The organism is Dyella jejuensis, from assembly GCF_044904675.1.
GTDB lineage: Bacteria > Pseudomonadota > Gammaproteobacteria > Xanthomonadales > Rhodanobacteraceae > Dyella_B > Dyella_B jejuensis.
The window spans coordinates 112484-138565 of sequence record NZ_JADIKJ010000017.1; the positions used below are offsets into that span (position 1 = coordinate 112484).

Annotated in this window: 31 protein-coding genes and 1 tRNA gene; 4 read left to right on the top strand and 28 right to left on the bottom strand. The window is 65.0% G+C overall.

Annotation, left to right across the window (positions count from 1 at the left end; genetic code table 11):
- Position 1: 1 nt before the first annotated feature.
- Together ISP15_RS15355 and ISP15_RS15360 are read left to right on the top strand one after the other, a co-directional pair.
- Entirely contained in the window at positions 2-559 is a 558-nt protein-coding gene (locus tag ISP15_RS15355) for a nucleoside deaminase (RefSeq protein ID WP_404548543.1), read from the top strand.
- Complete coding sequence (locus ISP15_RS15360; RefSeq protein ID WP_404548544.1) at positions 556-1290, top strand: TVP38/TMEM64 family protein; 735 nt, start codon at positions 556-558, stop codon at positions 1288-1290. Before ISP15_RS15355 ends, ISP15_RS15360 begins: the two co-directional genes overlap by 4 nt.
- Positions 1291-1407: 117 nt before the next feature.
- On the opposite strand, the gene ISP15_RS15365 is transcribed toward ISP15_RS15360, so the two are convergent.
- Together ISP15_RS15365 and ISP15_RS15370 are read right to left on the bottom strand one after the other, a co-directional pair.
- Positions 1408-1674 carry a type II toxin-antitoxin system RelE/ParE family toxin gene (locus ISP15_RS15365; protein WP_404548605.1) on the bottom strand — a complete coding sequence of 89 codons (267 nt, stop codon included), beginning with the start codon at positions 1672-1674 and terminating at the stop codon, positions 1408-1410.
- A 58-nt stretch (positions 1675-1732) separates the two neighbouring features.
- Positions 1733-1996, bottom strand: a complete 264-nt coding sequence (locus ISP15_RS15370) for a ribbon-helix-helix domain-containing protein (RefSeq protein WP_404548545.1) — start codon at positions 1994-1996, stop codon at positions 1733-1735.
- Between the two features lie 69 nt (positions 1997-2065).
- Here ISP15_RS15370 and ISP15_RS15375 point away from each other — a divergent pair, with 69 nt between their 5' ends.
- Entirely contained in the window at positions 2066-2272 is a 207-nt protein-coding gene (locus ISP15_RS15375; RefSeq protein WP_404548606.1) for a type II toxin-antitoxin system RelE/ParE family toxin, read from the top strand.
- 39 nt (positions 2273-2311) lie between these two features.
- Positions 2312-2608 carry a HigA family addiction module antitoxin gene (locus ISP15_RS15380; protein ID WP_404548546.1) on the top strand — a complete coding sequence of 99 codons (297 nt, stop codon included), beginning with the start codon at positions 2312-2314 and terminating at the stop codon, positions 2606-2608.
- A 297-nt stretch (positions 2609-2905) separates the two neighbouring features.
- Here the strand turns inward: ISP15_RS15380 and ISP15_RS15385 are convergent.
- The 26 genes from ISP15_RS15385 to ISP15_RS15510 all read right to left on the bottom strand — a co-directional run bounded on the left by ISP15_RS15385 (position 2906) and on the right by ISP15_RS15510 (position 26062).
- Positions 2906-2981, bottom strand: a tRNA-Lys gene (locus ISP15_RS15385).
- Positions 2982-3034: 53 nt separating this feature from the next.
- Positions 3035-3715, bottom strand: a complete 681-nt coding sequence (gene queC, locus ISP15_RS15390; protein ID WP_404548547.1) for a 7-cyano-7-deazaguanine synthase QueC — start codon at positions 3713-3715, stop codon at positions 3035-3037.
- Positions 3716-3829: 114 nt separating this feature from the next.
- Positions 3830-4528, bottom strand: coding sequence for a 7-carboxy-7-deazaguanine synthase QueE (queE, locus tag ISP15_RS15395; RefSeq protein WP_404548548.1), 699 nt, complete (start codon positions 4526-4528; stop codon positions 3830-3832).
- Positions 4529-4532: 4 nt separating this feature from the next.
- Positions 4533-5399 (bottom strand): tol-pal system protein YbgF, encoded by an 867-nt coding sequence (gene ybgF, locus ISP15_RS15400; RefSeq protein WP_404548549.1) that lies wholly within the window; start codon positions 5397-5399, stop codon positions 4533-4535.
- On the bottom strand, positions 5399-5908 hold the full coding sequence (pal, locus tag ISP15_RS15405; protein WP_404548550.1) for a peptidoglycan-associated lipoprotein Pal: 510 nt from the start codon (positions 5906-5908) through the stop codon (positions 5399-5401). The genes ybgF and pal overlap by 1 nt, the downstream gene beginning before the upstream one ends.
- 256 nt (positions 5909-6164) lie before the next feature.
- The gene (tolB, locus tag ISP15_RS15410) at positions 6165-7487 is read right to left on the bottom strand and encodes a Tol-Pal system beta propeller repeat protein TolB (protein WP_404548551.1); all 1323 of its coding nucleotides are present in this window, start codon (positions 7485-7487) and stop codon (positions 6165-6167) included.
- A gap of 8 nt (positions 7488-7495) precedes the next feature.
- Complete coding sequence (tolA, locus tag ISP15_RS15415; RefSeq protein WP_404548552.1) at positions 7496-8440, bottom strand: cell envelope integrity protein TolA; 945 nt, start codon at positions 8438-8440, stop codon at positions 7496-7498.
- A 243-nt stretch (positions 8441-8683) separates the two neighbouring features.
- Positions 8684-9130 carry a protein TolR gene (tolR, locus tag ISP15_RS15420; protein WP_404548553.1) on the bottom strand — a complete coding sequence of 149 codons (447 nt, stop codon included), beginning with the start codon at positions 9128-9130 and terminating at the stop codon, positions 8684-8686.
- 15 nt (positions 9131-9145) lie between these two features.
- Positions 9146-9832 (bottom strand): protein TolQ, encoded by a 687-nt coding sequence (tolQ, locus tag ISP15_RS15425; RefSeq protein ID WP_404548554.1) that lies wholly within the window; start codon positions 9830-9832, stop codon positions 9146-9148.
- Between the two features lie 63 nt (positions 9833-9895).
- Positions 9896-10309 carry a tol-pal system-associated acyl-CoA thioesterase gene (gene ybgC, locus ISP15_RS15430; RefSeq protein ID WP_404548555.1) on the bottom strand — a complete coding sequence of 138 codons (414 nt, stop codon included), beginning with the start codon at positions 10307-10309 and terminating at the stop codon, positions 9896-9898.
- Entirely contained in the window at positions 10302-11345 is a 1044-nt protein-coding gene (gene ruvB / locus ISP15_RS15435) for a Holliday junction branch migration DNA helicase RuvB (RefSeq protein ID WP_404548556.1), read from the bottom strand. The genes ybgC and ruvB overlap by 8 nt, the downstream gene beginning before the upstream one ends.
- A 124-nt stretch (positions 11346-11469) precedes the next feature.
- Entirely contained in the window at positions 11470-13359 is a 1890-nt protein-coding gene (locus ISP15_RS15440) for a potassium transporter Kup (RefSeq protein WP_404548607.1), read from the bottom strand.
- 14 nt (positions 13360-13373) lie between these two features.
- Positions 13374-13970 carry a Holliday junction branch migration protein RuvA gene (gene ruvA / locus ISP15_RS15445; RefSeq protein WP_404548557.1) on the bottom strand — a complete coding sequence of 199 codons (597 nt, stop codon included), beginning with the start codon at positions 13968-13970 and terminating at the stop codon, positions 13374-13376.
- Entirely contained in the window at positions 13967-14488 is a 522-nt protein-coding gene (gene ruvC, locus ISP15_RS15450) for a crossover junction endodeoxyribonuclease RuvC (RefSeq protein WP_404548559.1), read from the bottom strand. Before ruvC ends, ruvA begins: the two co-directional genes overlap by 4 nt.
- Before the next feature lie 32 nt (positions 14489-14520).
- A complete protein-coding gene (locus ISP15_RS15455) occupies positions 14521-15252 on the bottom strand; it encodes a YebC/PmpR family DNA-binding transcriptional regulator (protein ID WP_404548561.1) in 732 nt (243 codons plus the stop codon).
- A gap of 102 nt (positions 15253-15354) precedes the next feature.
- The gene (locus ISP15_RS15460) at positions 15355-16008 is read right to left on the bottom strand and encodes an esterase/lipase family protein (protein ID WP_404548563.1); all 654 of its coding nucleotides are present in this window, start codon (positions 16006-16008) and stop codon (positions 15355-15357) included.
- A gap of 169 nt (positions 16009-16177) precedes the next feature.
- Entirely contained in the window at positions 16178-17950 is a 1773-nt protein-coding gene (gene aspS / locus ISP15_RS15465; protein ID WP_404548565.1) for an aspartate--tRNA ligase, read from the bottom strand.
- Between the two features lie 210 nt (positions 17951-18160).
- Positions 18161-18487, bottom strand: a complete 327-nt coding sequence (locus ISP15_RS15470; protein ID WP_404548567.1) for an FmdB family zinc ribbon protein — start codon at positions 18485-18487, stop codon at positions 18161-18163.
- Positions 18488-18570: 83 nt separating this feature from the next.
- Complete coding sequence (locus ISP15_RS15475; RefSeq protein WP_404548569.1) at positions 18571-19293, bottom strand: adenosylcobinamide-GDP ribazoletransferase; 723 nt, start codon at positions 19291-19293, stop codon at positions 18571-18573.
- Positions 19290-19850, bottom strand: coding sequence for a histidine phosphatase family protein (locus ISP15_RS15480; protein ID WP_404548570.1), 561 nt, complete (start codon positions 19848-19850; stop codon positions 19290-19292). Before ISP15_RS15480 ends, ISP15_RS15475 begins: the two co-directional genes overlap by 4 nt.
- On the bottom strand, positions 19847-20893 hold the full coding sequence (cobT, locus tag ISP15_RS15485) for a nicotinate-nucleotide--dimethylbenzimidazole phosphoribosyltransferase (protein ID WP_404548571.1): 1047 nt from the start codon (positions 20891-20893) through the stop codon (positions 19847-19849). Before cobT ends, ISP15_RS15480 begins: the two co-directional genes overlap by 4 nt.
- Entirely contained in the window at positions 20890-21411 is a 522-nt protein-coding gene (cobU, locus tag ISP15_RS15490; protein ID WP_404548572.1) for a bifunctional adenosylcobinamide kinase/adenosylcobinamide-phosphate guanylyltransferase, read from the bottom strand. The genes cobT and cobU overlap by 4 nt, the downstream gene beginning before the upstream one ends.
- Complete coding sequence (locus tag ISP15_RS15495; protein WP_404548573.1) at positions 21399-22871, bottom strand: cobyric acid synthase; 1473 nt, start codon at positions 22869-22871, stop codon at positions 21399-21401. The genes cobU and ISP15_RS15495 overlap by 13 nt, the downstream gene beginning before the upstream one ends.
- Entirely contained in the window at positions 22868-23851 is a 984-nt protein-coding gene (gene cobD, locus ISP15_RS15500; RefSeq protein ID WP_404548574.1) for a threonine-phosphate decarboxylase CobD, read from the bottom strand. The genes ISP15_RS15495 and cobD overlap by 4 nt, the downstream gene beginning before the upstream one ends.
- On the bottom strand, positions 23844-24764 hold the full coding sequence (gene cbiB, locus ISP15_RS15505; protein ID WP_404548576.1) for an adenosylcobinamide-phosphate synthase CbiB: 921 nt from the start codon (positions 24762-24764) through the stop codon (positions 23844-23846). Before cbiB ends, cobD begins: the two co-directional genes overlap by 8 nt.
- Complete coding sequence (locus tag ISP15_RS15510; RefSeq protein WP_404548577.1) at positions 24761-26062, bottom strand: cobyrinate a,c-diamide synthase; 1302 nt, start codon at positions 26060-26062, stop codon at positions 24761-24763. Before ISP15_RS15510 ends, cbiB begins: the two co-directional genes overlap by 4 nt.
- Positions 26063-26082: the final 20 nt, after the last annotated feature.

Here is a 26082-nt window from a genome sequence, read left to right on the forward strand (position 1 = left end):
CATGCTGCCGTTGCAAGTGCACCTCACCCTGCCGCCCTGGATCGAAGAGGTGGCCGACACCAGCCGGCGCTATCTCACCGATGAGGAGCGCGTGGGGCTGGCGATCGAGCTTTCGCGACACAACATCGAATACGGCAGCGGCGGCCCTTTTGGCGCCGCCGTGTTCGACGAGCACGGACGGCTGATTTCCGCCGCGGCCAATCGGGTGGTGCCGCAGACCTGCTCGGTCGCGCATGCGGAAATGCTGGCCTTCATGGCCGCCCAGCAGCGCCTGGCGAGTTATCGCCTGAACGAACAAGGCGGCCACTACACGCTCGCCACCAGCGCGCAGCCCTGTTGCCAGTGCTATGGCGCGACGGTCTGGGCCGGCATCGATACGCTGCTGATCGGCGCGCGCGCCGAAGATGTGGAAGCACTCACTGAGTTCGACGAAGGTCCCCTGCCCGCGGACTGGATCGGCGAACTGGAACGCCGTGGCATCGCCGTGCGCCGGGATATCCTGCGCGATGAGGCACGCACTGTCCTTGCCGCTTACGGCGCCACCGGGGCGAGCTATTGAACCGCCTGCGCGCAGCGTTGCCGCTGCTCCTGCTGATCGTCGCGGGCATCGTGCTGATCGCCTCGGGCGTGTTCGACCGCATCCATCCGGAGCAACTGGTCGCGCACCAGCGCGAAGTGCGCGCGCGCATCAATGAAAACCCCTGGCTGAGCCGGCTGGTCTACATGGGCCTGCTGACGCTGGCGACCTGCACCGGCATTCCCGTGACCATCGTGCTGATCCTCGCCGGCGGTTTTGCCTTTGGCGTGGTCGAAGGCACCGCCTATTCCTCGATCGGGCTCACGCTGGGCTCGCTCATCCTGTTTCTCGCCAGTCGCTACGCCTTCGGCGCCGGCAGCAAACATGCGCCTGCGCTCGCGGAAAAACTGCATCATGGTTTCGAACGCCATCCCGTGGTCTACACCTTGTTCCTGCGCCTGGTTCCGGTGGCGCCGTTCGGCTTGATCACCGTGGCGCTGGCATGGCTGCGCTGTTCGCTGTGGCTGTTCCTCGGTGCCACCTGGTTCGGCGGCACATTGATGCTGGTGTTCGAAACATCGGTCGGCGCGGGGCTGGGTCACGCGCTCAGCAACGGACAGCAGTTCGGCTTCGGGCTTATCTTCGATCCCAGTGTCATGCTGCCGCTAGGTGTGCTCGCCCTGCTTTCGCTGGTGCCGCTGGCGCTGGAGCGAGGCAAATCGCGCTGGCATCCTTCGACGCCACGCGCGGATGATCCGCCGGATCGGTCCTGAGCAAGGCGGTTATAGGAACAAAAAGCGCGAAATCGAGCGAAATGTATGTTTGATCGCTCGTGGCGGAAGTGAAGCGAAGAGTCATCAAGTACTTTTTCGCAGAGTGGGCCGCGGTCTTTATGGATCCGGCCTTATGTCCTCGCCGCGCAGGGCGTCTTCGTAATCCTGCCCACCGTAAAATATGTCCACAATGAATACGGTCTCTCTATGCTGGTCCACCAGGAAAGCGACCACGGCGCTGTGCCGGTAGTTGGTGATGCGCAGACCTGGCAGCAGGTCCGCGCGCGCTGCGCCGCGTAGCGGGACCGTGGCGAGACTCTCGCGATACGCAACGATGGCGTCGACGTAGCGCGCAGCGTTTACCGGTGATCCGTTGCCCGCGATGAATGCTCAAGAGCCTCTAACCGGCCCAGCACTTCGGGGCCGGACACAACGGTATAGCTCATGCCTCCGTTTGGTTAATGTGCGCCCGCTTCTTCGCCAGATGCCCACGCACTTGTTCACTTGTGCGCCTGCGCGAAGGATCGGCTTGCAGGGCTTTGGCGGCAGGCACAACCTGGTCACGCAACCAGGCTTCCATGGCCTTGTCACGCGCAACCAGTGTTCGCAGGCCATCTCGGATCACTTCGCTTTCTGTCGCGTATTCCCCCGTGGCTACTTTGGCTCGTACTAGCTCAGCCATTTCGTTTGGCAGGTTGATGCGCATGGCATTTCTCGCAAATGGCATAAATCTTATGCTTCTTACGAGGGCGCGCGGATCCGTCGTTGAACCTCTATCGAAACGGTCGCCATGCGTAAGCTGGCCATGCTCAACCGGGTGAAGCAACTCGACGAGCTGAAGATTCCGCCGGCTAATCGTCTGGAAGCTCTCAAAGGCAACCGCAAAGGACAGTACAGCATCCGGATCAACGATCAATTCCAGGTGTGCTTTAAGTGGAAAGATGGCGATGCATACGAGGTGGAAATCGTTGACTATCACTAAAACCGGCGTGCTTCAGAATCAGACAGAACGGTGAATCCCATGCGCAAGCTTCCCTATCCCCATCCTGGTGAAATCCTGGCCGAGGAGTTCCTCAAACCCATGGATATCACGCCCTACCGCTTGGCCAAGGCCATCGGCATTTCCCAGACCCGTGTTGGCGAGATCATCGCCGGCAAGCGTGCGATCACCGCGGATACTGGCCTGCGTCTGTCCAAGTTCTTCGGTATGAACGAAGGCTTCTGGACCGGTCTGCAGGACGACTACGATCGCGCTATGACGAAGGATCAAATCGAAGCAGAGCTGGAAAAAATCCAGACCTATTCTCACGCTGCATAATCGGCCTCGTTCCCGCCCGCGAGAAATACCCTGCCCTGGCAAATGATGCGCATAGTCCTGTGCTCACGGGTGCACTTGATGCTGATGATCGCTCGACGCCATGCCCGCCCCAGTCGCCTACAGGCCTGTGTGCTCCAACCAGTTCCGCAGGAACGAGTTATTTGTTGCTGCAAAGGAAATACACCAGCTCGATACCGCTGTCGGTCGTGATACAGAACGCACTCGCTGCGCTTTGACGCAATGCCAGGACCGCGAAACGACGAAGGACCCACGTCGCCGTGAGTCCTTCGTCGTAATTGGTGGGCCGTCCGAGATTCGAACTCGGGACCAATAGATTAAAAGTCTACTGCTCTACCGACTGAGCTAACGGCCCGCAAAAAAGTGAGCTGGCAATTTTATGGCCTGGCGGCTTTGGGCACAAGCAAATCAGGCATATCGGGTGGGATCGGGCTGGCCGGCTTCGCGAAAGCCTTGCGCGCGCAGGCGGCAGGCGTCGCAGTGGCCGCAGGCGCGGCCCTCGGCATCGGCCTGGTAGCAGCTGACGGTGGCGGAGAAGTCGACGCCCAGGCGCTGGCCTTCGCGGGCGATGTCGGCCTTGCTCATGGCCATCAGCGGCGCGTGGATGCGGATGCCCGCGCCTTCCACGCCGGCCTTGGTGGCCACATTGGCGAGGCGCTCGAAGGCTTCGACGAAAGCGGGCCGGCAATCGGGATAGCCGGAATAGTCGACCGCGTTGACACCGCACCAGATATCGGCGGAGCCGAGCACTTCGGCCCATCCCAGTGCGATCGACAGCATGATGGTGTTGCGGGCCGGCACATAGGTGACCGGAATGCCTTCGCCGCCCTGCTCGGGTACATCGATATCCGCCGTCAACGCGGAGCCGCCGATGCTGCGCAGGTCGACGTGCACGGTCTTGTGCTCGACCGCGCCAAGCATGGTTGCCACGCGCGCGGCAGCTTCCAGTTCGGAACTGTGCCGTTGCCCGTAGGCCACGCTCAGGGCATGCACCTCATAGCCTTGCTGGCGCGCGATGGCGATGGTGACGGCCGAGTCCATGCCTCCGGAAACGAGGATGACGGCCCTGCGGGAAGTAGGTGTTGACATGATGGAATTCCAACGGATGGAGCGGCCGGTCACCGGCCGGAGAACGCTGCCGGCGACACAGGCCGGTGCGCGGAAATGCTTTCATACCGCCGTCGCGTTCGGGCCGCCACGGTATCAATGTCCTGGCGCGTCGTTCCAAAGCAGCTTGTGCAACTGCAACTGGAAGCGCACCGGCAACTTGTCTTGGATGATCCATTCGGCCAGCGCGCGCGGCTCAACCGCGCCATGCACGGGCGAGAACAGCACCATGCAGCGTTGATCGATGCGATGTTCGGCAACGGCAGCGCGCGCCCACTCGTAGTCCGCGCGGCTGGCGATCACGACCTTTACCTGGTCGTGCGGCAGCAGGTGGTCCAGATTCGACCACAGGTTGCGCTTGCTTTCGCCGGAATCCGGCGGCTTCAGGTCCATGACCTTGCGCACGCGCGGATCGACCATGGAGACGTCGAGCGCGCCGGAGGTTTCCAGCGACACCTCGTAGCCGGCATCGCACAGCTTTTGCAGCAGGACCAGGCAACGCTTCTGCGCCAGCGGTTCGCCGCCGGTTACGCAGACGTGCCTGGCACCGTGCGAAGCCACTTCGGCCAGCATGTCGTCGATATCGCGCCACTGGCCGCCATAGAAGGAATATTCGGTATCGCACCACACGCAGCGCAGCGGACAGCCGGTCAGGCGCACGAACACGGTGCGCCAGCCGATCGCATCTGCCTCGCCCTGGATCGAATGGAAGATCTCGGTGATGCGCAGGCGCTCGGCCGTCGACGGAGCCGACGTGGCCGCTTCCACGCTCGCTGCAGGACCACTCACCACCATGACCTCAGTGGACCGGCTGCTGCGAAAGCCTGCGCAGCCGCTCCTGGGCCAGCTTGGCCGCGTTGGCATTGGGATATTTCGCCAGCACCGACTTCAAGGTGGCAGTGCCGGCATCCGTCTGCTTCATTTCCAGCTGGCTGTAGCCGAGCTTGAGCATGGCGTCCGGCGCCTTGTCGCTCTGCGGATACTGGCTCAGCAGGTGGCGGAAGGCTTCCACGGCAACTTGGTAATTGGTGGTGGCGTAGTAGGACTCGCCCAGCCAGTAGAAGGCATTCGGCGTCAGCGCATCGTCCGGGTATTTCTGGATGAATTCCCGGAAGCCCCGCGAGGAGGAGACGTAGTCGCCTGCGCGCAAGGATTTGAAAGCGGTGTTGTAGGCGTTGAGCGCGGCAGCCTTCTGCGCGGCCGATTCGGCCGGAGCCGATGGCGCGGGCGGCATCATGGCGGCGGGGGCGGCGGGCGTGGGCGCAGTCGCGGCATTGGCCATGGCGGCAGAGCCCGCGGGATCCGGCGACGCGGAGGCGGCGGGAGCAGGATTGGCGCCGGCGCCTTTTTCCAGGCGGCCGATGCGGCTGTCCAGGTCGGTGTACTGGGCCTTGCCCTGGTCCTGCAGCTGCTGCACCTGATGTTGCAGCTCTTCGATCTGGCCCTGCATGTCGCGCATCTGCGATTGCATCTGCTGCAACTGATTGAGCAGGTTGCCCCGGTTCTGGTCCTGGCTCTGTGCCTGCTGCTCCAGGCGAGCGACCCGGTCGGCCAGGCTCATCGGCGAATCCTGGGCGTGGGCGGGAGCCATAAACAGCATGGCGGACGCCAAGGCGCCCGCCATGCCGAAACTGGCCGTGAAACGATTAGCCAGTCGAAACACCATTACTCAGCCGTGTAGACGATCTCGACGCGGCGATTCTTGCTCCAGCAATCCTCGTTGTGCTCGCGGCACACCGGCTTTTCTTTGCCGTAGCTGATCACGCTGACCTGGCTGGCCGAGGCGCCATTGGCCTGCAGCGCGCTGGACACGGCGTTGCCGCGGCGCTCGCCGAGGCCGAGGTTGTATTCACGTGTACCGCGCTCGTCGGTGTTGCCTTCCAGACGCATCTGCGCGGTCGGGCGATCCTGCAGGTACTTGGCGTGGCACTGCATGATCTGCTGGAACTCCGGCTTCACTTCGTCCTTGTCGAAGTCGAAGTACACGACGCGCTGGCGCAGGCAAGCGTCGGTCTCGAGGTCAGCCGGGGTGTACTTGCCAGTGCCCTGCTGAGCCGGGGCTTCCTGGGTGGTTTCCTGCTGCTGCGGCTGGGGCTTCACTTCCTGCTTCTTGGAACAGGCTGCCGCACCAACGCAAAGCAGGGCGACCAGAGCGATACGAACGGTCTTATTCATGGGTGACGTTCCTTCAAACGGGTTTGATTTTCCGACAGTCAATGACGATTGCGGTTACGGGACAGTAATCGCCGGTGGACCGGCTGTTCTCTTTATTTTTCTACACCTTCAACTACGGCCACGCATTGTACTGCAGAGGCCATTAAACAGGGTGTGGCAAAACCGCCGCGACCCTTCATGGCCGGGACATTCGGCATGCCCCGGACCCCTCCTAAGGTCAGCCGGCCGCTCCTGGCGAGGGGCGACCGGATCGGACTCAGTTTTTACGATAGGGTCCCCAAGCCGGCTGCCGGACGTCGCCATTGGCCAACACCAGACGCTGCCGCACCATGCCATCGTCCGAGACGGCGTACAGCACATCTCGAGCTCCATCGGTGGCGGCGTAGATCAGCATGCTGGCGTTGGGTGCAAAGCTTGGCGATTCGTCGATCGGACCGGGCGAGATGAAACGCACCTGTCCGCCGAGGCTCTGGTCCATGATGGCAATACGATACACGTTCCCGCTGGCCTGCACCATGGCAATCTGCTTGCTGTCGTAGCTGATCGCCGCATCCAGATTCTGCTGGCCCTGGAAGGTGACGCGCTCGGGCGTGCCGCCGGAAGCGGACATGCGGTAAATCTGCGGACGGCCCGAGCGGTCGGAGGTGAAGTAGATGCTCTGCCCGTCCGGCGACCAGACCGGCTCGGTATTGATCGCCAGGCTGCGCGTGAGGCGGGTTTCCTGGCGGGAAGCCAGGTCCATGACGTAGATCTCGGGATTGCCGGTATACGACAGCGACAACGCGAGCTTGGTACCGTCCGGCGACCAGGCCGGCGCGCTGTTGATGCCCTTGGAACGGCCGGAAACGAGCTGGCGCGCGCCGGTCGAAATGTTCTGGATATAGACCGCCGAGTTGCCGCTTTCGAACGACACATAGGCAATGCGGGTGCCATCCGGCGACCACTTCGGCGACAGCAGCGATTCGTGCGAACGCGCCACCACCTGCGGGTTGTAGCCGTCCGAATCGGCCACGATCAGCGAATAGGTCATGTTGTTGCCGGTACCGACCGCGGTGATGTACGCGATCCGGGTCCAGAAGGCGCCGGGGACGCCGGTGACCTGCTGGAAGATATCGTCGGCGATCTGGTGCGCCACGCTGCGCAGGTCGCTGACCGACGCCGGCGGCATCGCCTTGCCGAGCAGGCGCTGCTGGCGGTTGACGTCCCACAGCTCGTATTCCACCGACACCATGCCGTTGCCGGCATCCTTGATGCGGCCGATCACGATGTAATCCTGCTTGAGCAGGCGCCAGGTGGCGAACTTGATGTCCGAACCCTGGCTGGGCTGCTCGACGATCTCGCTGACCGCCAGCGAGCGGAATTTGCCGCAGCGGTTGAGATCATTGCGGATCACATCGGCGACGTCGGTCGGCAATGGCGAGCCGCCCTGCTGGGCGAACGGCACTACCGCGACCGGCGTAGCGGTCTTGACGCCGCCGACGATCTGCACGTTCAACGACTGCGCCGCGGCGGGACCCGCGACCAGGCCTGCGATCAACAGCAGGATAAGGGTAAGTAGCGATCGGGAAGATCTGCGCATGGGCTTGCTCACTGCGGGGTGAAGGTGAAATCGATTTCACGCTGGAACACGCTTTCGAAACCCTTATAGGGCAACGGCTGCGCGCGCAGCACGGCATTCTCGACGGATCGCTTGCCGGCCTCGTCATACGGGCAGCTGGACGATACCTTGGCGCTCATCACGTTGCCGCCGGGCAGCTGCACGATGTGAACGATGCACGGAACGCTGGGCATGTTATTCGGGCGAGTCCAATTCTGTGTGACGGCGTTCTGAATGGCGGCGGCGTACTGGGACATCAGATCGCTGTTCTTGGCGTTGTTGCCGGATTGGCGCTGCGCCGCATTGGGCAGGTCGGCCTGGCCGTTGTCCTGCGCATTCTTCAGCTCGGCCAGCTGCTGCCTGGCCTGCTTGGCCTTGCTGTCCAGTTTCTGCGTTTGCGAGGAAGCGGCGTCCAGTTGCTTGAACAGCTGATCCACTTTTTCCTGCTCGGCTTTCTTCTTGGCCGCCTGGGCGTCCAGTTCGGCCTGGCGCTGGCGTTCCTTCTCTTCCTGTTCCTTCTTGGCGTCCTCGGCTTTTTCGAGCGCGTCCTGCACCACGCGCTCCTGGTCCACCGTATCCGGATGCTCCGGTGGCGGCGGCAACTGGCTTGGCGTTTTCGGCGGCTGCACTTGCGGCGGCGGGGGCGGCGGCGGCACCGATGGCGGCGGCGGCACCGTGTTCGGCACCGGCTTCACCTTCACCGCTTTCGGTGGCGGCGCGCCGGTATTGCCCAGCAGCGTGGCCTCGATCACCGGCCCGGTCAGCTGCAGCGGGGGCGGCGTGCAGGTAATCGGATTGGGCAGGTGCAGCGCGGTCAGGAACTTCTCATACGAGGAACACGGCAGCATGGCGAGAAACAGAAACGCCACGATGCCCAGATGAAGCACGGCAGACAGGACTACCGCCAGCGGCATGCCACGAGAGTCTGTTTTCATGTTCCAGGCACCCCGCGCCAGCAGCCGCCTGCGCGCAAGGCAGGCCCGGACGAGGATGCGTCTGTCGCTTTGCCTTCGAGCGATGACGCAGCGTGGCGGACAAACGGAACCGGCCCGAGGCTTTGCATCGGGATCGCCGCCATGCGGCCGCGCGCGTTTTGACCTGGCGTTCCGCCACGCGCCATCAGCCGGCGTCCGCCTGGAAGCGGCGCGTGGCGCTTGGAACAAGAAAGCAGGCGCTGATTACGGTCGTCCATTCGGGCTGCCTGTCTCCGGCGCACTCATCAAACCGACCTTGGCCACGCCAGCCTGCTGCAACAAGGCCAATACCTGGTAGACGCCGTCGTACTTGCCGTCGCGATCGCCCGCGACCAGCACGCTGACATCCGGATTCTGCTGCACGAAGGCGCCGACCTTGACCTTCAACGCATCGGCATCAATCGGCTCCTTTTTGCTGGTGCCCAGGGTCAGGTACATATGGCCCTGGCTATCCACCGACACGATCACCGGATCCTTCTTGTCATGCAGCGACTTGGCGTTGGCCTGCGGCAGGTTCACGTCGACGTTCGCGTTGAGCATGGGCGCGGTGACCATGAAGATGATCAACAGCACCAGCATCACGTCGATATAAGGCACGACGTTGATCTCGGATTTCAGCTTGAGGCGCTTGTGGCGCGCGGAACTAAGCATGGTCGCGGGCCTCGATCAGTTCGTTTCGTCGATCTGGATCTGCCGTTGCAGCACCGAGGAGAACTCTTCCTGGAATACCTCGTAGCGCGATGCCACGCGCTCGACCTTGTTGGCATAGCGGTTATAGGCCCACACTGCGGGAATGGCGGCGAACAGGCCCATCGCCGTGGCGATCAGCGCCTCGGAAATATGCGGCGCGACCACGGCGATGGTGACGTCCTTCATTTCGCCCAGGCCCTGAAATGCGCCCATGATGCCCCACACCGTGCCGAACAGGCCGACGTAGGGACTGATCGAACCTACGTTGGCGAGGAATTCCAGGTTGCGTTCCAGCGCGCTGATTTCCTTGGTGCCGGCCACGCGCATCGCCCGCTCGGAGCCTTCCACCACCGTGCGCATGTCGCTCGCGCGGCGCTGGCGCTGGCGCACGAATTCGCGAAAGCCCGATTCGAAGATGTTCTCCATGCCGCCGTTGTCGCCACCGCTGTTGCTCACTTCGCGGAACAGCTGCGCCAGGTCCGCGCCGGACCAGAAACGCTCCTCGAAGGACTCGGCGTTTTCCATCGCCGCCTTCAGCTGCGAATACTTGCGGATGATGATCACCCAGGACAGGAAGGACCCGATTACCAACACCAGCATCACCAGTTTCACTGGCAAGCTTGCGTCCGCAAGGATCTCGAAAACGTTCAGTCCACCGTTCATGGCTTGGGGGTTCTCCACCACATGGATAGGTCTTTGGATACTTGGATTACACCGGGATGATGTTCAATCCCGGGTGATCCGTTCGGTAATGTCGCCCGGGATGCGCGCCGGCAGCATCCGCTTGAGGTCCACGCACGCGGCGCGTACCTGTGCCTGGATGAGAGTGGCGCCATCGGCCCGGGTGATCGTCTGCGCGAAAAGGATACTGGCTGAACGCTGTTCTTTGACTTCCACTGTCACGGCCAGTTCATCGTCCAGCAGGGCGGGCTTGAGAAAGTCGATTTCCATCCGATGCACCATGAAGGCCAGTCCGGTGGCCTGCTTGAGCGCCAGTTGGTCCACGCCCAGGCCGCGCAGCCATTCGCTGCGGGCGCGCTCGAGGAAGCGCAGGTAACTGGCGTGGTAGACCACGCCGCCGGCATCGGTATCTTCCCAGTAAACACGGACCGGCCAGGTAAACATCGACACGTCAGGCATCGTGGTCGCCGCCAAACAGGTCGGCCGCCTGCGGCTGGCGTGGCGGCGGCGTGAGTCCCAGGTGGCGCCATGCCTTCGCACTGGCCATGCGCCCGCGGGCGGTACGGACCAGGAAACCTTGCTGGATCAGATAGGGTTCGACCACATCTTCCAGCGTGCCGCGATCCTCGCTGAGCGCGGCGGCCAGCGATTCCACGCCGACCGGGCCGCCGTCGAAATTCTCGATGATGATGACGAGCAGCCGGCGGTCCAGTTCGTCGAAGCCTTCGGCATCGACCTTGAGCATGGACATGGCCGCTTGCGCGACCTCGCGCGTGATATGCCCGCCTGCCCGCACTTCGGCGTAGTCGCGCACGCGGCGCAGCAGCCGATTGGCGATGCGCGGCGTTCCGCGCGAGCGGCGCGCGATTTCCTGCGCGCCGTCGAGTTCGCAGGCGATGCCAAGGATGCGCGCCGAGCGGCGCACGATCGCGGTCAGCTCGTCCGGCGAATAGAACTCCAGCCGCTGCACGATGCCGAAGCGGTCGCGCAAGGGCGCGGTCAGCAGGCCGGCGCGCGTGGTGGCGCCGATCAGGGTGAACGGCGGCAGGTCCAGCTTGATCGAGCGCGCGGCGGGGCCTTCGCCGATCATGATATCGATCTGGAAATCTTCCATCGCCGGATAGAGCACTTCCTCGACCACCGGCGAAAGGCGATGGATCTCGTCCACGAACAGCACGTCGTGCGCTTCGAGGTTGGTGAGCAACGCGGCGAGATCGCCCGCGCGCTCCAGTACCGGGCCCGAGGTGGAGCGCACGTTGACGCCCAGCTCATTGGCGATCACATGGCTCAAGGTGGTCTTGCCCAGGCCCGGCGGCCCGAAGATCAGCACATGGTCCAAGGCGCCGCCGCGCTTCTTCGCCGCTTCGATATAGATCGACAACTGCTCGCGCACCGCCTGCTGGCCGAGGTATTCGGCAAGCCGCCTGGGACGGATGGAAGCTTCCAGGGCGTCGTCGTCCAGGTGGGCGGCAGCGGTGATGATGCGGTCGGTCATGAAAGGGGAACAGTGGATCCGATGACGTGGATAGTGAGAGCAAAGGCCGGCCCAGGCAAACAAAATCGCGTGTCGGCGCAAACCGCGCGCTGGCCTTTCACGATTTCTCGATTCACTCCATTCGCTAGATTTCTACCTGTGTGCCCAGCTCGATCAGTCGGTTGCCCGGAATCTGGAAGAACGCCGTGGCCGGCAAGGCATTGCGCGACATGAAGGCGAACAGGCGATCGCGCCACAAGGCCATGCCGGGGCGACGCTTGTCGGCCACTACGTTTTCGCGCGAAAGGAAGAAGGTGGTATCCATCAGGTCGAACGGCAATCCGCTGCGCGCGCACTTGGACAGCGCGTAGGGAATGTTGGGATCCTCGGCGAAACCGAAGCGCAGCTCCAAGCCATAGAATTCGCCGTCCAGGGTAATCAGATGGATGCGTTCCTCCACGTCGGCGACGGGCGACTCCAGGATTTCCACCGTCAACATCACGTTGCGTTCGTGCAGCACCTTGTTGTGCTTGAGGTTATGCAGCAGCGCGTGCGGCACGGAGTTCTGGTTGGCGGTAAGGAACACCGCCGTACCCGGCACCCGCAGCGGCGGATGTTCGTTGATGTTCTCGATGAAAGGCAGCAAGGCCAGGCCGCCCTGTTTGATCTCGCGCACCACCAGCTCGCGGCCGCGGCGCCAGGTGGTCATCACCACGAATACCGCCAGGCCGAGCACCAGCGGGAACCAGCCGCCGTACTCCACCTTGATCAGGTTGGCGCTGAAGAACGAGATGTCGATGGTCAGCAGGCAGGCGCCGGCAACCAGCACGACCGGCAGGCGCCAGCCCCACTGATGACGTGCCACGAACAAGGCGAGCACCGTGGTGATGGTCATCGTGCCGGTCACGGCAATGCCGTAGGCCGCGCTCAGCCGTTCCGAACTGCCGAAGTGGAACACCGCGACCAGCACCATCACCAGCAGGAACGCATTCACCCACGGCACAAAGATCTGGCCGGACATCTCGCGTGACGTATGCACCACCGGCATGCGCATCGAATAGCCCAGCGACATCGCCTCGCGCGTCATCGAGAACGCGCCGGAGATCACCGCCTGCGACGCGATCACCGTTGCCACGCAGGCCAGGCCGATCATCGGATACAGCAGCATGGACGGCACCAGCTTGAAGAACGGGTTGTCGATCGCCTCGGGATGTTCCAGCAGCAGCGCGCCCTGGCCGAAATAATTGAGGATCAGCGCCGGCAGCACGAAGTTGAACCAAGCCAGCCGGATCGGCCGCTTGCCGAAATGCCCCATGTCGGCGTACAGCGCCTCGGCGCCGGTCAGCGCCAGCACCACGCCGCCCAGGGCGACGAACGCCTGCACGCCATGCGTCTGGAAGAAGTGGAACCCGTAGCTGGGCAGTACCGCCCACAGCACATGCGGATTGCGCGCGATCATCATGACGCCGAGCACGGCAATGACGATGAACCACACCACCATCACCGGTCCGAACAGCCGCCCTACCCGTTCGGTGCCATAGCGCTGCAGCGCGAACAACAGGAACAGGATGACCGCGGTGACCGGCACCACCCACTGCGCCAGCCCCGGCGCGGCGACCTTTACGCCCTCGACGGCGGACAACACCGAGATCGCCGGCGTAATCACGCCGTCGCCATAGAACAGCGACGCACCGAAAATGCCGATGATCGCCAGCAGCCAGCGCAGTTTGGGCTTACCGCCCACGCCGCGCAGGGCCAGCGCCATCAATGCCATGATGCCGCCCTCGCCTTTGTTGTCGGCGCGCATGATGAACACCACGTACTTCAGCGACACCACGATGATCTGCGCCCAGAAGATCAGCGACAGCACGCCATAGATGCTTTCGTGCGTGGCATGCATGCCATCGTGGCTGAGCGTGGTCTGCAAGGTATAGAGCGGACTGGTGCCGATGTCGCCGTACACCACGCCGATGGCGCCCAGCGACAATGCGGCCAGCCGCTTCCTGGTTTCGGCCTCGGCTGCGCCGTAATGCATGTCATGACCCACGATCAACTCCCGAGCGCGGCGCGCAGCGCCTTGCGGATGATGGTTTCGGCGCTGTCGCCCGGTTCGGCAACTTTTTGCACCAGCCGCGTGACTTCGGCCGGCTTGTAGCCCAACTGCTGCAACGCCACGGTGGCTTCGGCGGACGGATCGAGCGGCGCATCGCTACGCGCGGACATGCCGGGCAAGCTGGTGCCCAGGCCATCCACGCGGTCGCGCAGTTCCACCACGATGCGCTCGGCGGTCTTCTTGCCGATGCCTGGAATCTTGGTCAACGCCACCACATCGCCCGCCTGCACCAGGCGCGCGAAATCCTGCGTCGACACCCCCGACAGCACGGCCAGCGAAATCTTCGCGCCGATACCGCTGACTTTCTGCAGGCTGCGGAACAATGCGCGCTCCGACTCGTGCAGGAATCCATACAGCGCCACGCTGTCTTCCTTTACCGCGTAATGCGTGAGCAAGGTCACTTCCTTGCCGGTAGCGGGCAGGTCGTAGATGGTGGACATCGGCGCTTCCAGCTCGTAGCCCACGCCACCCACTTCCACCAGCAGCCACGGTGGCTGCTTCGAAATCAGCGTGCCTCTAAGTCGGCCGATCACCAGCGACGCCTCCATGCAGTGCGCGCAATACCCACGCGCTCGAGACTGGAACGGGTATGCGCGTGCGCCACGGCGATCGCCAGCGCGTCGGCCGCGTCCGCCTGGATCGGCCCCTTCAGGCCGAGCAAGATGCCGATCATGTGCTGCACCTGGCTCTTGTCGCTGCGGCCACCGCCGACCACCGCTTTCTTTACTTCGGTGGCCGCGTATTCGTGCACCGCGATACCCCGATGCACCACCGCGCAGATCGCGGCGCCGCGCGCCTGCCCGAGCTTGAGCGCCGAATCGGCGTTGCGCGCCATGAACACGCGCTCGATGCCGCATTCGACCGGGCGGTGCGCCGCGATGACGTCATCGACCCCTTCGAAAATGCGCTTCAGGCGCTGCGGGAAGCTGTCCTCGCCGGCTACCGCCAGGGCCACATGAAACACATGCGACAGCTTGCCGGCCGCATCGACATCGACAATGCCGATGCCCGTGCGCTGGCTGCCCGGATCAATGCCTAGGATGCGAATCATCGCGAGCTGGCCAGCGGCAACGGCATCGTCATTTAGCCGGCGTCGGCCGGCAGCAAGGCGTTGTGATAGACCTCGCTGACGTCATCGAGCGAATCGAGCTTTTCCAGCAGGTCGGTGAGCGTTTCGAGCGCCTCGCCGGTGACCGCCGCGCGATTGTTCGGGCGCATCACCACGCCGGCGTGTTGCGCATCGAGCTTGGCATCGATGAGTGCCTGCTGCACGGTCTCGAAGTTTTCCGGCGCGCAGAGCACGGTGCTTTCGCCGTTTTCGTTGATGACATCGTCCGCGCCAGCTTCGAGCGCCGCCTCCAGCACCTTTTCCTCCGCCGCCGCATCGCCGCCGGTGGCAAACACCAGCTCGCCGCAACGGGTGAACTGGAATGCCACCGAGCCGCTGGTGCCCAGGTTGCCGCCGTGCTTGGTCAGCGCATGGCGCACGTCGGCGACGGTCCGGGTGGGATTGTCGGTGAAGCACTCGATGATCAGCGCAATGCCGGCCGGGCCATAGCCCTCGTAGCGCAGCTCTTCCATCTTTGCGCCGCCATCGGCGCCGGAGCCGCGCTTGATCGCGCGCTCGATGGTGTCCTTGGACATGTTGGCGGTCAGCGCCTTGTCCACGGCCGCGCGCAGGCGCGGGTTGAGCGCCGGGTCGGCCACGCCGGCACGGGTGGCGACGGTAATTTCGCGGATCAGCTTGGTGAACACCTTGGCGCGCTTGGCGTCTTCGGCATTCTTGCGACCTTCGATGGACGGCCCTCTACCCATGGCGATTCCTGGTTGGATCCAATGACAAGCGGGCGATTTTACTGCATTGCGGGATGCCGGGACCGGCGCCGGCGTATCGCCACCGAATGTAGGGCTTGGCGCTCACGAGGCGCGCTCGTCCGCGCCCGGCCCGTTGGCATCGAAGCGGCCTTCGCGCAGGAACTGGGTGGTCAGCCGCGCCACTTCGGCCGAAAGCAGCAGGCCGGTATGGCTGGTCTCGACCACGCAATGGCCGGCCAGGCCTGGCAGCAGGGTTTCTTCCACGGCGATGGTGCCATCGTGTTGGCCCTCGATATGGCTGAGCATGGCGCCCAGTCCGATCGGGGTGCAGCCGGCAATGACCCCGACCTCGCGCGAGCCGTGCCATGCCTCCAGCCCCTGTTCCAGCAGGTCGCGGTTATGTCCCAGCAGAACCTCCCCGCCGCGGCCCCAGCCGGCGAAGGCGCGCGCCGCCGCACTGCCCTTCAGCGGCGATCCGAGGCAGACGATACGCCCTGGCGGCAGATCTTCGGACTCCAGGCAAGCCCGCAGCGCCAGCAGGCCGCCAAGGCTGTGCCCCACCAGGTGCACCGGGCCGGGCGCGCAGTCGAGCATCCCCGTGTGCAGGCGCGCCAGGATGTGCTGCTGCGTCGCCGCCACGCTCATGTAGTCGAAGCGGTGGACGCGAAAACCTGCTTCCATCAGGCGCCGATGCAGCAGCCCCAGCGCGAAGCCGCGCATCCACAGGCCGTGCAACAGGATGATGTGTTCGGTCATGGCTTCCTAATCTCGCCGCAGCCGGTCAGCGCCTCTTCCCTCCGGGAAGGAGGGCGGGATGCGGGGTCACGCTCGCGATGGACTTCAATCATGCGCCGCCCTGAGTCACTTTTGACGCAAGCTTGCCCCTCACCTCGATCCTCTCCCCGGAGGGGAGAGGAAGCTCAACTCAAGCCTTGGTCGCCTCGGTGGCAGCCACCGCTACGTGCAGCTCTTTCAACTGCGCCTCGCCGACCGGCGACGGCGCATCGGTCATCAGGTCTTGTGCACTGGTCGTCTTGGGGAACGCGATCACATCGCGGATCGATTCGGTGCCCGCCATCAGCGCCGCGATGCGATCGATGCCGAAGGCCAGGCCTCCGTGCGGCGGCGCGCCGAACTTCAGAGCCTTGAGCAGGAAGCCGAATTTCATTTCCGCCTCCTCCGCGCCGATGCCGAGCAGTTCGAACACCGCGCTCTGCATGTCGGGGCGATGGATACGGATCGAACCGCCGCCGATCTCGTTGCCGTTGAGCACCATGTCATAGCCGCGGCTTACCGCGACGGCCGCATGGGCGCGCAGATCGGCGATATCGTCGACCTTGGGTGCGGTGAACGGATGATGCAGGGCGACGAAGCGCTTTTCTTCGTCGTCGTACTCGAACATCGGGAAGTCGGTGACCCACAGCGGCTTCCAGCTGTTTTCGACCAGGCCGCGATCCTTGCCGACCTTCAGGCGCAACGCGCCCATGAAATCGGTGACGGTTTTCCACTTGCCCGCGCCAAGGAACAGCATGTCGCCGGACTCGGCCCCGGTCGCCTTCAGCACCGCGTCGAGCGCCGCATCGTCGAGGAATTTCGCTACCGGCGAATGGACGCCCTCGCGCCCCTTGCCGAGGTCTTCCACCTTGATCCAGGCCAGGCCCTTCGCGCCATATTTGGCAACGTATTCGGTGAGCTGGTCGATCTCCTTGCGGCTCAGCGTGGCGCCGCCCGGCACGCGCAGCGCGGCCACCCGGCCGGCCGGATCATTGGCCGGTTCGGCAAACACCTTGAATTCGACCTGCTTGAGCGCGTCGGCCACGTCGACCAATTCCAGCGCGATGCGCAGGTCTGGCTTGTCGGAACCGAAACGGCGCATCGCCTCCGCCCAGGTCATGCGCGGGAAGACGGCGGCCAGTTCCACCTCCACCACTTCCTTGAACACGTGGCGGATCAGGCCCTCGACGAAATCCTGCACGTCCTGTTCTTCGACGAAGGCGAATTCGAGATCGAGCTGGGTGAATTCCGGCTGGCGGTCGGCGCGCAGGTCTTCGTCGCGGAAGCAGCGGGCGATCTGATAGTAGCGATCGAAACCGGCCATCATCAGGATCTGCTTGAACAACTGCGGCGACTGCGGCAAGGCATAGAACTGGCCCGGATGCACACGGCTGGGCACCAGGTAATCGCGCGCGCCTTCCGGCGTGGCCTTGGTAAGGATCGGGGTTTCAATATCCTGGAAGCCGCGCGCATCCAGGTAGCGGCGCAGCGCCTGCACCAGCTTGATGCGGGTGCGCAGCATCGCCTGCATGTCGGGGCGGCGCAGATCGAGGTAGCGGTAGGTCATCCGCATGTCCTCGTTGGGATGCTCGTGCAACGCGAATGGCAGGTCCTTCGCGGCGTTGAGAATCTGCACCTGCTCGGCCAGCAGCTCGACCGTGCCGGTCTTGAGCTTGTCGTTGGCCGACAGGCGCTTGCGGATGCTGCCGGTGACGCGCACGCAATATTCATAGCCCAGCTCGCCGGCAACAGCGAAAGCGGCGGCGTTCTCGCGCTCGATCACCACCTGGGCCAGGCCCTCGTGGTCGCGCAGGTCGACGAAGGCGACGTGGCTTTGCAGGCGCAGGGTATTGACCCAGCCGCACAAGGTAACGGTCTGGCCGACCAGCGACTCATTGATAAGGCCGCAGTAATGCGTGCGCATACGAAAAGGGACTCCGGGCCGCCAGGGCGGCGAATCAGGCATGGAAAAGGCCCGGAATCTTAGCACCGTTGAAGCAAGGCTCTTTGCATCTGGGGCAGGGACTGGCTCCGATCTTCCATCAAAGCACGCTCTCCATTACTCCTGCAGCGCGGCTGTCCCTTCGTCCCAGCCTTCTTCCCCGAGGGGGAGAAGAGGCTCGCGTTTTAGTACTTATTCGCTGGGCGCGGACGTGCTGGCCGGTTTGCTTTCCTTCGCGGCCGGCTTGCTTTCGGCGGATGCCGGCGCCGGGGCTGGAGCGCTCTCCGCCGGCTTGCTGGCGGCCGCATCGCCAGCCAGGTTGCGTTTCTTGTCGCCGTCTTTCTTGAAATCGGTTTCGTACCAGCCGCCGCCGGCCAGCCGGAACTGGGGCGCGCTCAACTGGCGCTGCACCTGCGCCGCGCCGCAGGACGGGCAATCGGACGGATCAGGATCGGACAGCTTCTGCAGCCGGTCGAAACGATGGCCGCAGGCGTTGCACTGGAATTCGTAGATGGGCATGGACACACACTCCGCTATGCCATGGCCGAGAGCCGATGGCAGCCGGTGATTATCGGGCCAGCAGCGGCGATTTCAACCGGGCCTCAGCGTACCGCCAGGACGATCAGCACCACCGCTTCGATCATTTCGGCCATGGCACCGGCCGTATCGCCGGTGACACCGCCCAGCCGCCGCAGGCACGCCTGTCGCCAGACGGCAAACACGATCGCCGCGGCCAGCAGCGCCAGCAGGCCATGCCATCGGCCGAGCAAGCAAAAGCCGGCGGTGACGGCCAGCGCCACCGCGCACGCATTGCGCGGCGCCGCGGCCAGCGCCGAGCCCAAGCCGCCGCTGCGCACATAGGGCGTGGTCAGGAACAAGGCGGTGAGCGCGGCGCGCGCCAGCAATGGCGCCAGCACCAAAGCGGACCATGGAGCCGCCCGCAGGCTGGCGAGCGCGGCGAACTTCAGCAGCAATACCAGCACCAACGCCACCACCCCGGCTGGGCCGCAGCGCGGATCTTTCATGATGTCCAGGGTCTTTTCGCGATCGCCGAGGCCGCCGATCCAGGCATCGGCACTGTCGGCCAGCCCGTCCAGGTGCAACGCGCCGGTCAGCGCCACCCACGCCGCCACCACGACGGCGGCCGACAGCACGCGCGCCGTATCGCGCAACAGCCACGCGAGCACTGCCAATAGCAGGCCGATCAACAGGCCGACCAGCGGGTACCATGCCAGCGACGCGGTCCGCGCGCGCGCATCGTCGCAAGCACCGGCCGGCGCCGGCAACCGGGTGAGAAAAGCGATGGCCGCCCACAGGCCATTCATCGCACGCTCACCGCCGCACGCCAGGGCAGCGCATGCAGCGAAGCATGCGGCACGTCGATGCCGGCCATGTCGCCGTAGCTGCGCTTTTCCACCAGGCAACGCAACAAGCGGATGGCGCCGCCGTGGGTGATCACCAGCACTCGTCGATCGGGAGCTTGCGCGGCGACGTCGTCGAGCGCCGCGCCGAGCCGCTCGCGAAACGCCGCGAAGGTCTCCGCGCCCGGCGGCGGATGCGCCACCGGATCGGCCCAGAACTGCGCCAATGCATCGCCTTGCTGTTCGGCGATCCGTTCGATCGGCATGCCCTGCCACGTGCCGAAATGGTATTCGGCCAGCCGCGCATCGAGATGCAAAGGCACGCCGCGCGCCAGCGACAATTCCTGCGCGAACGCGGCGCAACGTTGCAGCGTGGATGAAACGATGAGGTCCCACGCGCGTCCTTCGACCGCCGCGCGCAGTTGTGCCCAGCCGGCATCGCTCAAGGCATCATCGAGCTGGCCGCGATAGCTGCGCTGCCCGGTATCACCGTGACGCAGCAGGTCGATGCGCGCGCTCATGCGGTCGATACGCCCGCCTGCTCGAACGTCGCCATGCCGGCATGCAAGGCACACGCAAGGCGCAGCAGCGGCACCGCGCTGGCCGCGCCGCTGGCCTCGCCCAGCCGCATGCCGAGGTCGAGCAACGGCTCGGCGTCCAGTGCGCGCAGCAGGCGCGAGTGTCCATGTTCTTTCGAGCGATGCGCAAACAGCAGCCATGCACGCACCTCCGGCTGGATCGCCACCGCCGCCAACGCGGCCGTGGTGGTAATGAAACCATCGACCAGCACCGGCAACCCCGCTTGCGCGGCGGCGATATAAGCGCCGACCAGTGCGGCGATCTCGAAGCCTCCCAGGCAGCGCAATGGCTCCAGCGCGCGGGTCGCTTGCGCATGCCGGGCCAGCGCACGTTCGAGCACGGTCACCTTGTGCAGCACGCCCGCCGGATCAAGTCCGGTGCCGGCGCCAGCAAGGCTCGACGGCGGTTCGTGGAGCAGGATGCTGGCCAGCGCCGCCGCGGAGGTGGTATTGGCGATGCCCATTTCCCCGCCGAGGAACAGCTGCGCGTTCGCGGCCTGAGCCAACCGCACGCTTTCGGCGCCCGCAGCAAGCGCGGCTTGCAACTGCGCTTCGGTCATCGCCGGTTCCACGCAGAAATTCGCGGTCGAAGGCGCGATGATCGCGCGGCGCACGCCTGCGATTTCGCCTGGATCATTCACCGTGCCCAGGTTCACCACTTCCAGGCTGGCGCCCAGGCTGCGCGCCAGCACGCTGATCGCCGCGCCGCCGCTGGCGAAGTTGCGTACCATTTCGCCGGTCACCGCCTGCGGGAATGCCGAGACGCCTTCATCCGCCACGCCGTGATCGCCGGCGAACACGCTGATCCAGACGCGATCCGCGCTTGGCCGCGGCGTGCGTTGCAACGATGCCAACTGGATCGCCAGTGTTTCCAGCATGCCGAGCGATCCAGGCGGCTTGGTCAATTGCAACTGATGCGCGCGCGCCGCTTCGGCGAGCGCGGCATCGGGCTGGGCGCACGGCGCGTTGAGCCAGTCAAAACTCATGCGAGGGTTCCTTTCAAGACAAGCGGCAGGCCCGCGGCGACGAACAGCACACGCTCGCTCGCCGCGGCGATAGATTGATGCAAGCGGCCGGCTTCGTCGACGAAGCGCCGGGTCAGCTCGCCCATCGGCACGACGCCGAGGCCGACTTCGTTGCTGACCATCAACGTCTCGCCGGGCAAGCCATGCAAGGCTTCCAGCAGCGACGCGCGCTGCCGTGGAAAACATGCCGGATCCGCATCGCCGAGCACGTTGCTGAGCCACAACGTGAGGCAATCGACCAGCAAGCAGCGGTCGGCGCGCGCGTGTTCGCGCAACGCATCCGCAAGCCGTAACGGTTCTTCCACGCAGCGCCATTGCGCGGAGCGCCGCGCGCGATGATGCGCGATGCGCGCGGCCATTTCCGCATCGCCGGCCTGAGCGGTGGCGATGTACACCCGTTCTTTGCCGCTGACGGCGGCCAGCTGTTCGGCCAGTGCGCTCTTGCCCGAACGGGCACCGCCGAGGATCAGGGTACGCATGCGTTCATTCCCAGCCATCGCTCCAATGTGGCGGTATCCAGGTGGGACTGCACGGCGTCGGCCAAGCGATCGATGCTGGCTTCGCGCAGCGCGTGCACATCCAATGCTGCAGCGTCACGCAAGCCGGCCCATACCAGCAAGGCGCGCAATGCCTCGGGGTGGTCGAACAGGCCATGCAGGTAGCTGCCCAGCAGCTGGCCGTCCGCCGAAAGCGCGCCGTCGTGGCGGCCGTCGTCGAGTTGCGCGAATGGGTGCGCCAAGGCCGGGCCGCGACTGACGCCGCAATGGATTTCATAGCCTTGCACGGCGGCTTCCGCGAAGCCAAGGCGACCTTGCACGCGATGCAGCTGCTTGCCAGGTTGCAACGTGGTTTCCAGGTCGAGCCAGCCCAGGCCCTCGCTGGAGCCCGGATCGCCCTCGATGCCATGCGGATCATGCACGGCACGGCCAAGCATCTGCAGGCCGCCGCAGATGCCGATCACCTTGCCGCCATAGCGCAGGTGTCGCGCCAACGCGGCATCCCAACCTTGTGCACGCAGCCACGCCAGATCGGCGCGCGTGGATTTGGAGCCCGGCAGCACGATCACATCGCACGCCGGCAACGCTTCACCCGGTCCGATCAGTTGCAGATCGACCTGCGGATGCGCGCGCAGCGCGTCGAAATCAGTATGGTTGCTGATGCGCGGCAAGGCCGGCACCGCCACCCGCACGCGCGCTTGCGGCTTGCTTGCGGGTTCGCGCGGCAAGGCATCTTCGGCTTCAAGATACAGGCCATGCAGATACGGCAACACGCCGATCACTGGCTTGCCGGTCTCGCGCTCCAGCCAATCCAGCCCCGGCTGCAGCAAGGCGATATCACCGCGAAAACGATTGATCACGAAGCCGACGACGCGCGCCCGCTCGCTCGCCGACAGCAACGCCAGCGTACCCACCAGATGCGCGAAAACACCGCCGCGATCGATATCGGCGATCAGGATCACTGGGCAATCCACCGCTTCGGCGTAACCCATGTTGGCGATATCGCGATCGCGCAGGTTGATCTCCGCCGGACTGCCGGCGCCCTCCACGACGATCGCCTCGTAGTTCGCCGCCAGCCGCTGGTGCGAAGCCATCACTGCGTCGAAGGCAAGGCGCTTGTAATCGTGATAATCGCGCGCACCCATGTTCGCCACGGCATGGCCGTGCACGATCACCTGTGCGCCGGTATCGCTATTAGGCTTCAGCAGCACGGGATTGAAATCGACCTGCGGCGCCAGTCCGCACGCCTGCGCCTGCACAGCTTGCGCGCGGCCGATCTCGCCGCCGTCCACGGTCACCGCCGAATTCAAGGCCATGTTCTGTGGCTTGAACGGCGCAACGCGCAGGCCGCGCCGGTGCGCCCAGCGGCACAGCGCCGTCACCAGGGCGCTCTTGCCGGCATCGGAGGTGCAGCCTTGCACCATCAGCACGCGCGCGGTCATGGCGCTATCTCGGCCAAGGCCCGCGCCAGGCGTTCGGCAGCCGCGCCATCCGGCGGCAGACCGAAGCGCAGGCTGGCCGGGGTTTCGAACAGGCGGGTGAGAATGCCGCGCCGTGCGAGGGCACGATGCAGCGCTGAAGCATCGTCACGACGGCACCATTGAAACAAGTCGCAGCCCGCGGCAGGAGCGAGGCCATGGCGAGCAAGCAAGTCAGCGAGCCGGCGACTGGCATCGGCCAGGCGCGTGCGCGCCTGGGCCTGCCATGCGTGGTCGGCCAGCGCACGCCCTAATACGTAGCGCGCCGGTCCGCTCACCGTCCAAGGGCCAAGCTGCTCGCGCAAGGCGTCGAGCAAGGCGGGCGCCGCGCAGACAAATCCGGCGCGAGCGCCGGCCAGGCCGAAGAACTTGCCGACCGAACGCAGTACCACCAATCCATCGCGATCCGTATGGGCGCAAAGACTGTGCTGCGGCGTCGTGTCCATGAATGCCTCGTCGATCACCAGCCATCCGCCGCGCATGGCGAGCGCGGCGTGCACGCGCAACAGCGTCTGCGGATCGAAACGCTCCGCGCCGGGATTGTTCGGATGGATCAATACCACGACATCCCACTGCTGCGGATCGGCCAATAGCGCCTCGGCGGCGAGACACGACACGTTATGTCCCGCGCGTTGCCACGCTTGCGCATGCTCGGCGTAACCAGGCGCGATCACGCCGACCCGCGATGCCGGCCGCAACCGTGGCAAGGCCTGGATAGCCGCCTGCGAACCCGCCACCGGCAATACGTGCGGTGCGTGGTAGTAAGCGCACGCCACCTCGAGCAGGCCATCGTCATCTTGCGGGAGGCGCTGCCATGCGGATGGCGGTATCGCCGGCACCGGCCAGCCGAACGGGCTGATGCCGGTAGAAAGATCCAGCCATTGCTCGGCGGGAATGCCGTATTCGCGCACCGCGCGCTGCAAGCGACCGCCATGCTCAAGCATGCATGCCTCCGCGCAGGACAAAGCCGAGCAGTAACGCAACGATCAGCCAGATCAGCACGCCACGGCGCAGCAATCGCAGTGCGCACCGGATGGAATGCGCATCCGGCGCGTCACCTTCGCCCAGTTGCGGCCGCTCTTCCCACACGCCGTGATAAGGCGCCGCGCCACCGAGGCGCACGCCCAGCGCACCCGCGCCCGCCGCCATCACCGGGCCGGCATTGGGGCTGTCCCACTGCGGCGCCTGCGTGCGCCAGCAGCGAAGCGCTGCCTCGACATGTCCGCAGCATGCATACGTGCACGCGGTAAGCCGTGCCGGCAGGAAGTTCAGCACATCATCGATGCGCGCGGCAGCCCAGCCGAACTGTGCGTAGCGCGGCGTGCGATAGCCCCACATGGCATCGAGCGTATTGGCCAGCCGGTAAAGCAGCACGCCTGGCGCACCCAGCAAGGCGAACCAGAACAGTGCGCCGAACACGGCGTCGTTGCCGTTCTCCAGCACCGATTCGGTCGCGGCGGCGGCGACTTGCGAAGCGTTCAACACAGCAGTGTCGCGGCTTACCATGCGTCCCACCGCACGGCGTGCCGCAGCAAGATCGTCCATTACCAAGGCATCGGCGACCGGACGCGCATGTTCGTGCAGGCTGCGCCATCCCAATGCCGCATAGAGCACCAGCACGGCCAGGCACCACGAAATCCACGCCGGCACGCATCGCTGCAGGCCGCCGAGCAATAACACTGGCGGCACTACCGACAATGTCCAGGCCAGTACGCCCGACGCCCGACGGTTCGCGTAGCCATGTTTTTCGATCCACTGCGCGAGACGACCGAAGCCGACCAGCGGATGCGCGCGGCGCGGCTCGCCCAGCCATGCATCGAGCAACACCGCCGCCAGCATCGCGCAGACCGTGTTCATGGCAGGAACAAGCGCAATGCCGCGCGTGGATGGGAAGGAAAATAGAAGTGCACGAAGCTGGCGGTGAGCCGGCGATCGCGATATACCGCTTCCGCGCTGGGACCATTATTTGGATTGGACGCATGCGCAAGCGCCGGCGCATCGATCCAGGCGCGCGCATAGTGGAAAGTATGGCCGCGCAGGGTGCCTTCCGGCAGCGCCACGCTTTGCAGGCCCAGCGCCGTGAGCCGTGATTGCAACGCGGCGCGACCTGGCAGCAGGCCGGCCATCGGTGCCTCGCGGCCCGCACGGTCGGCCAGCGAATCCAGCAAGCACAGCAGGCCACCGCATTCGGCCAGCATCGGCTTGCCGGCATCGCGATGCGCGCGCAGCGCGTCATGCAACATTTTTTGCTGCGACAGGGCGTCCAGATGCAGTTCCGGATACCCGCCCGGCAGCCATACCGCATCGCATGCCGGCAATGCATCACCAGCCAGTGGCGAAAAGAAGCACAGCTCGGCGCCGGCTTCGCGCAGCAGCTCGAGGTTGGCTGGATAAAGAAAGCAGAACGCATCATCGCGCGCCACCGCGATGCGCTGTCCGCGCAACAACGCCGGCACCGGCGTGTTCACTGGCGCCTGGAACGTGACCGCCGGCGGCAACGCTGCCGTGGCGTGCTGCGCCCACGCATCAGCCAGGGCATCGAGGCGTGCATCGATATCGTCCACTTCCGCGGCGGCAGTCAGGCCGAGGTGCCGCTCGGGCAAGGCCAGCGCCTCCGCGCGCGGCAGCGCACCCAGCCACGGCAGCGATGCGGGCAGGCTCTCTTGCAACAATTGCGCGTGATAGGCGCTGCCGATGCGGTTCGCCGCCACGCCATGCATCGGCAAGCCTTCGCGGTACGCCGCCAGTCCGCACGCAAGCGCACCAAACGTCTGCGCCATCGCGGAGCCGTCGATCACCGCCATCACCGGCAGGCCCAGCTGCTGCGCCAGATCGGCGCTGGAGGGCGAGCCGTCGAACAGACCCATGACGCCCTCGACCAAAATCAGGTCGGCAGCGCCGGCAGCAGCGAACAGGCGCGAACGTACATCCGCTTCGCCGCACATCCACAGGTCGAGTTGATAGGCAGGCGTACCTGCGGCGCGTTCGAGCACCATCGGATCGAGGAAATCCGGCCCGGTCTTGAACACGCGCACGCGCCGGCCCTGGCGCGTGTGCCAGCGTGCCAGCGCGGCTGTCACCGAGGTTTTGCCCTGCCCCGATGCCGGCGCGGAAACCAGCCATGCCGGGCAGTGCCGAGTGGCGGATTGCGTCATGCGACCGGCACCCGTGCCGC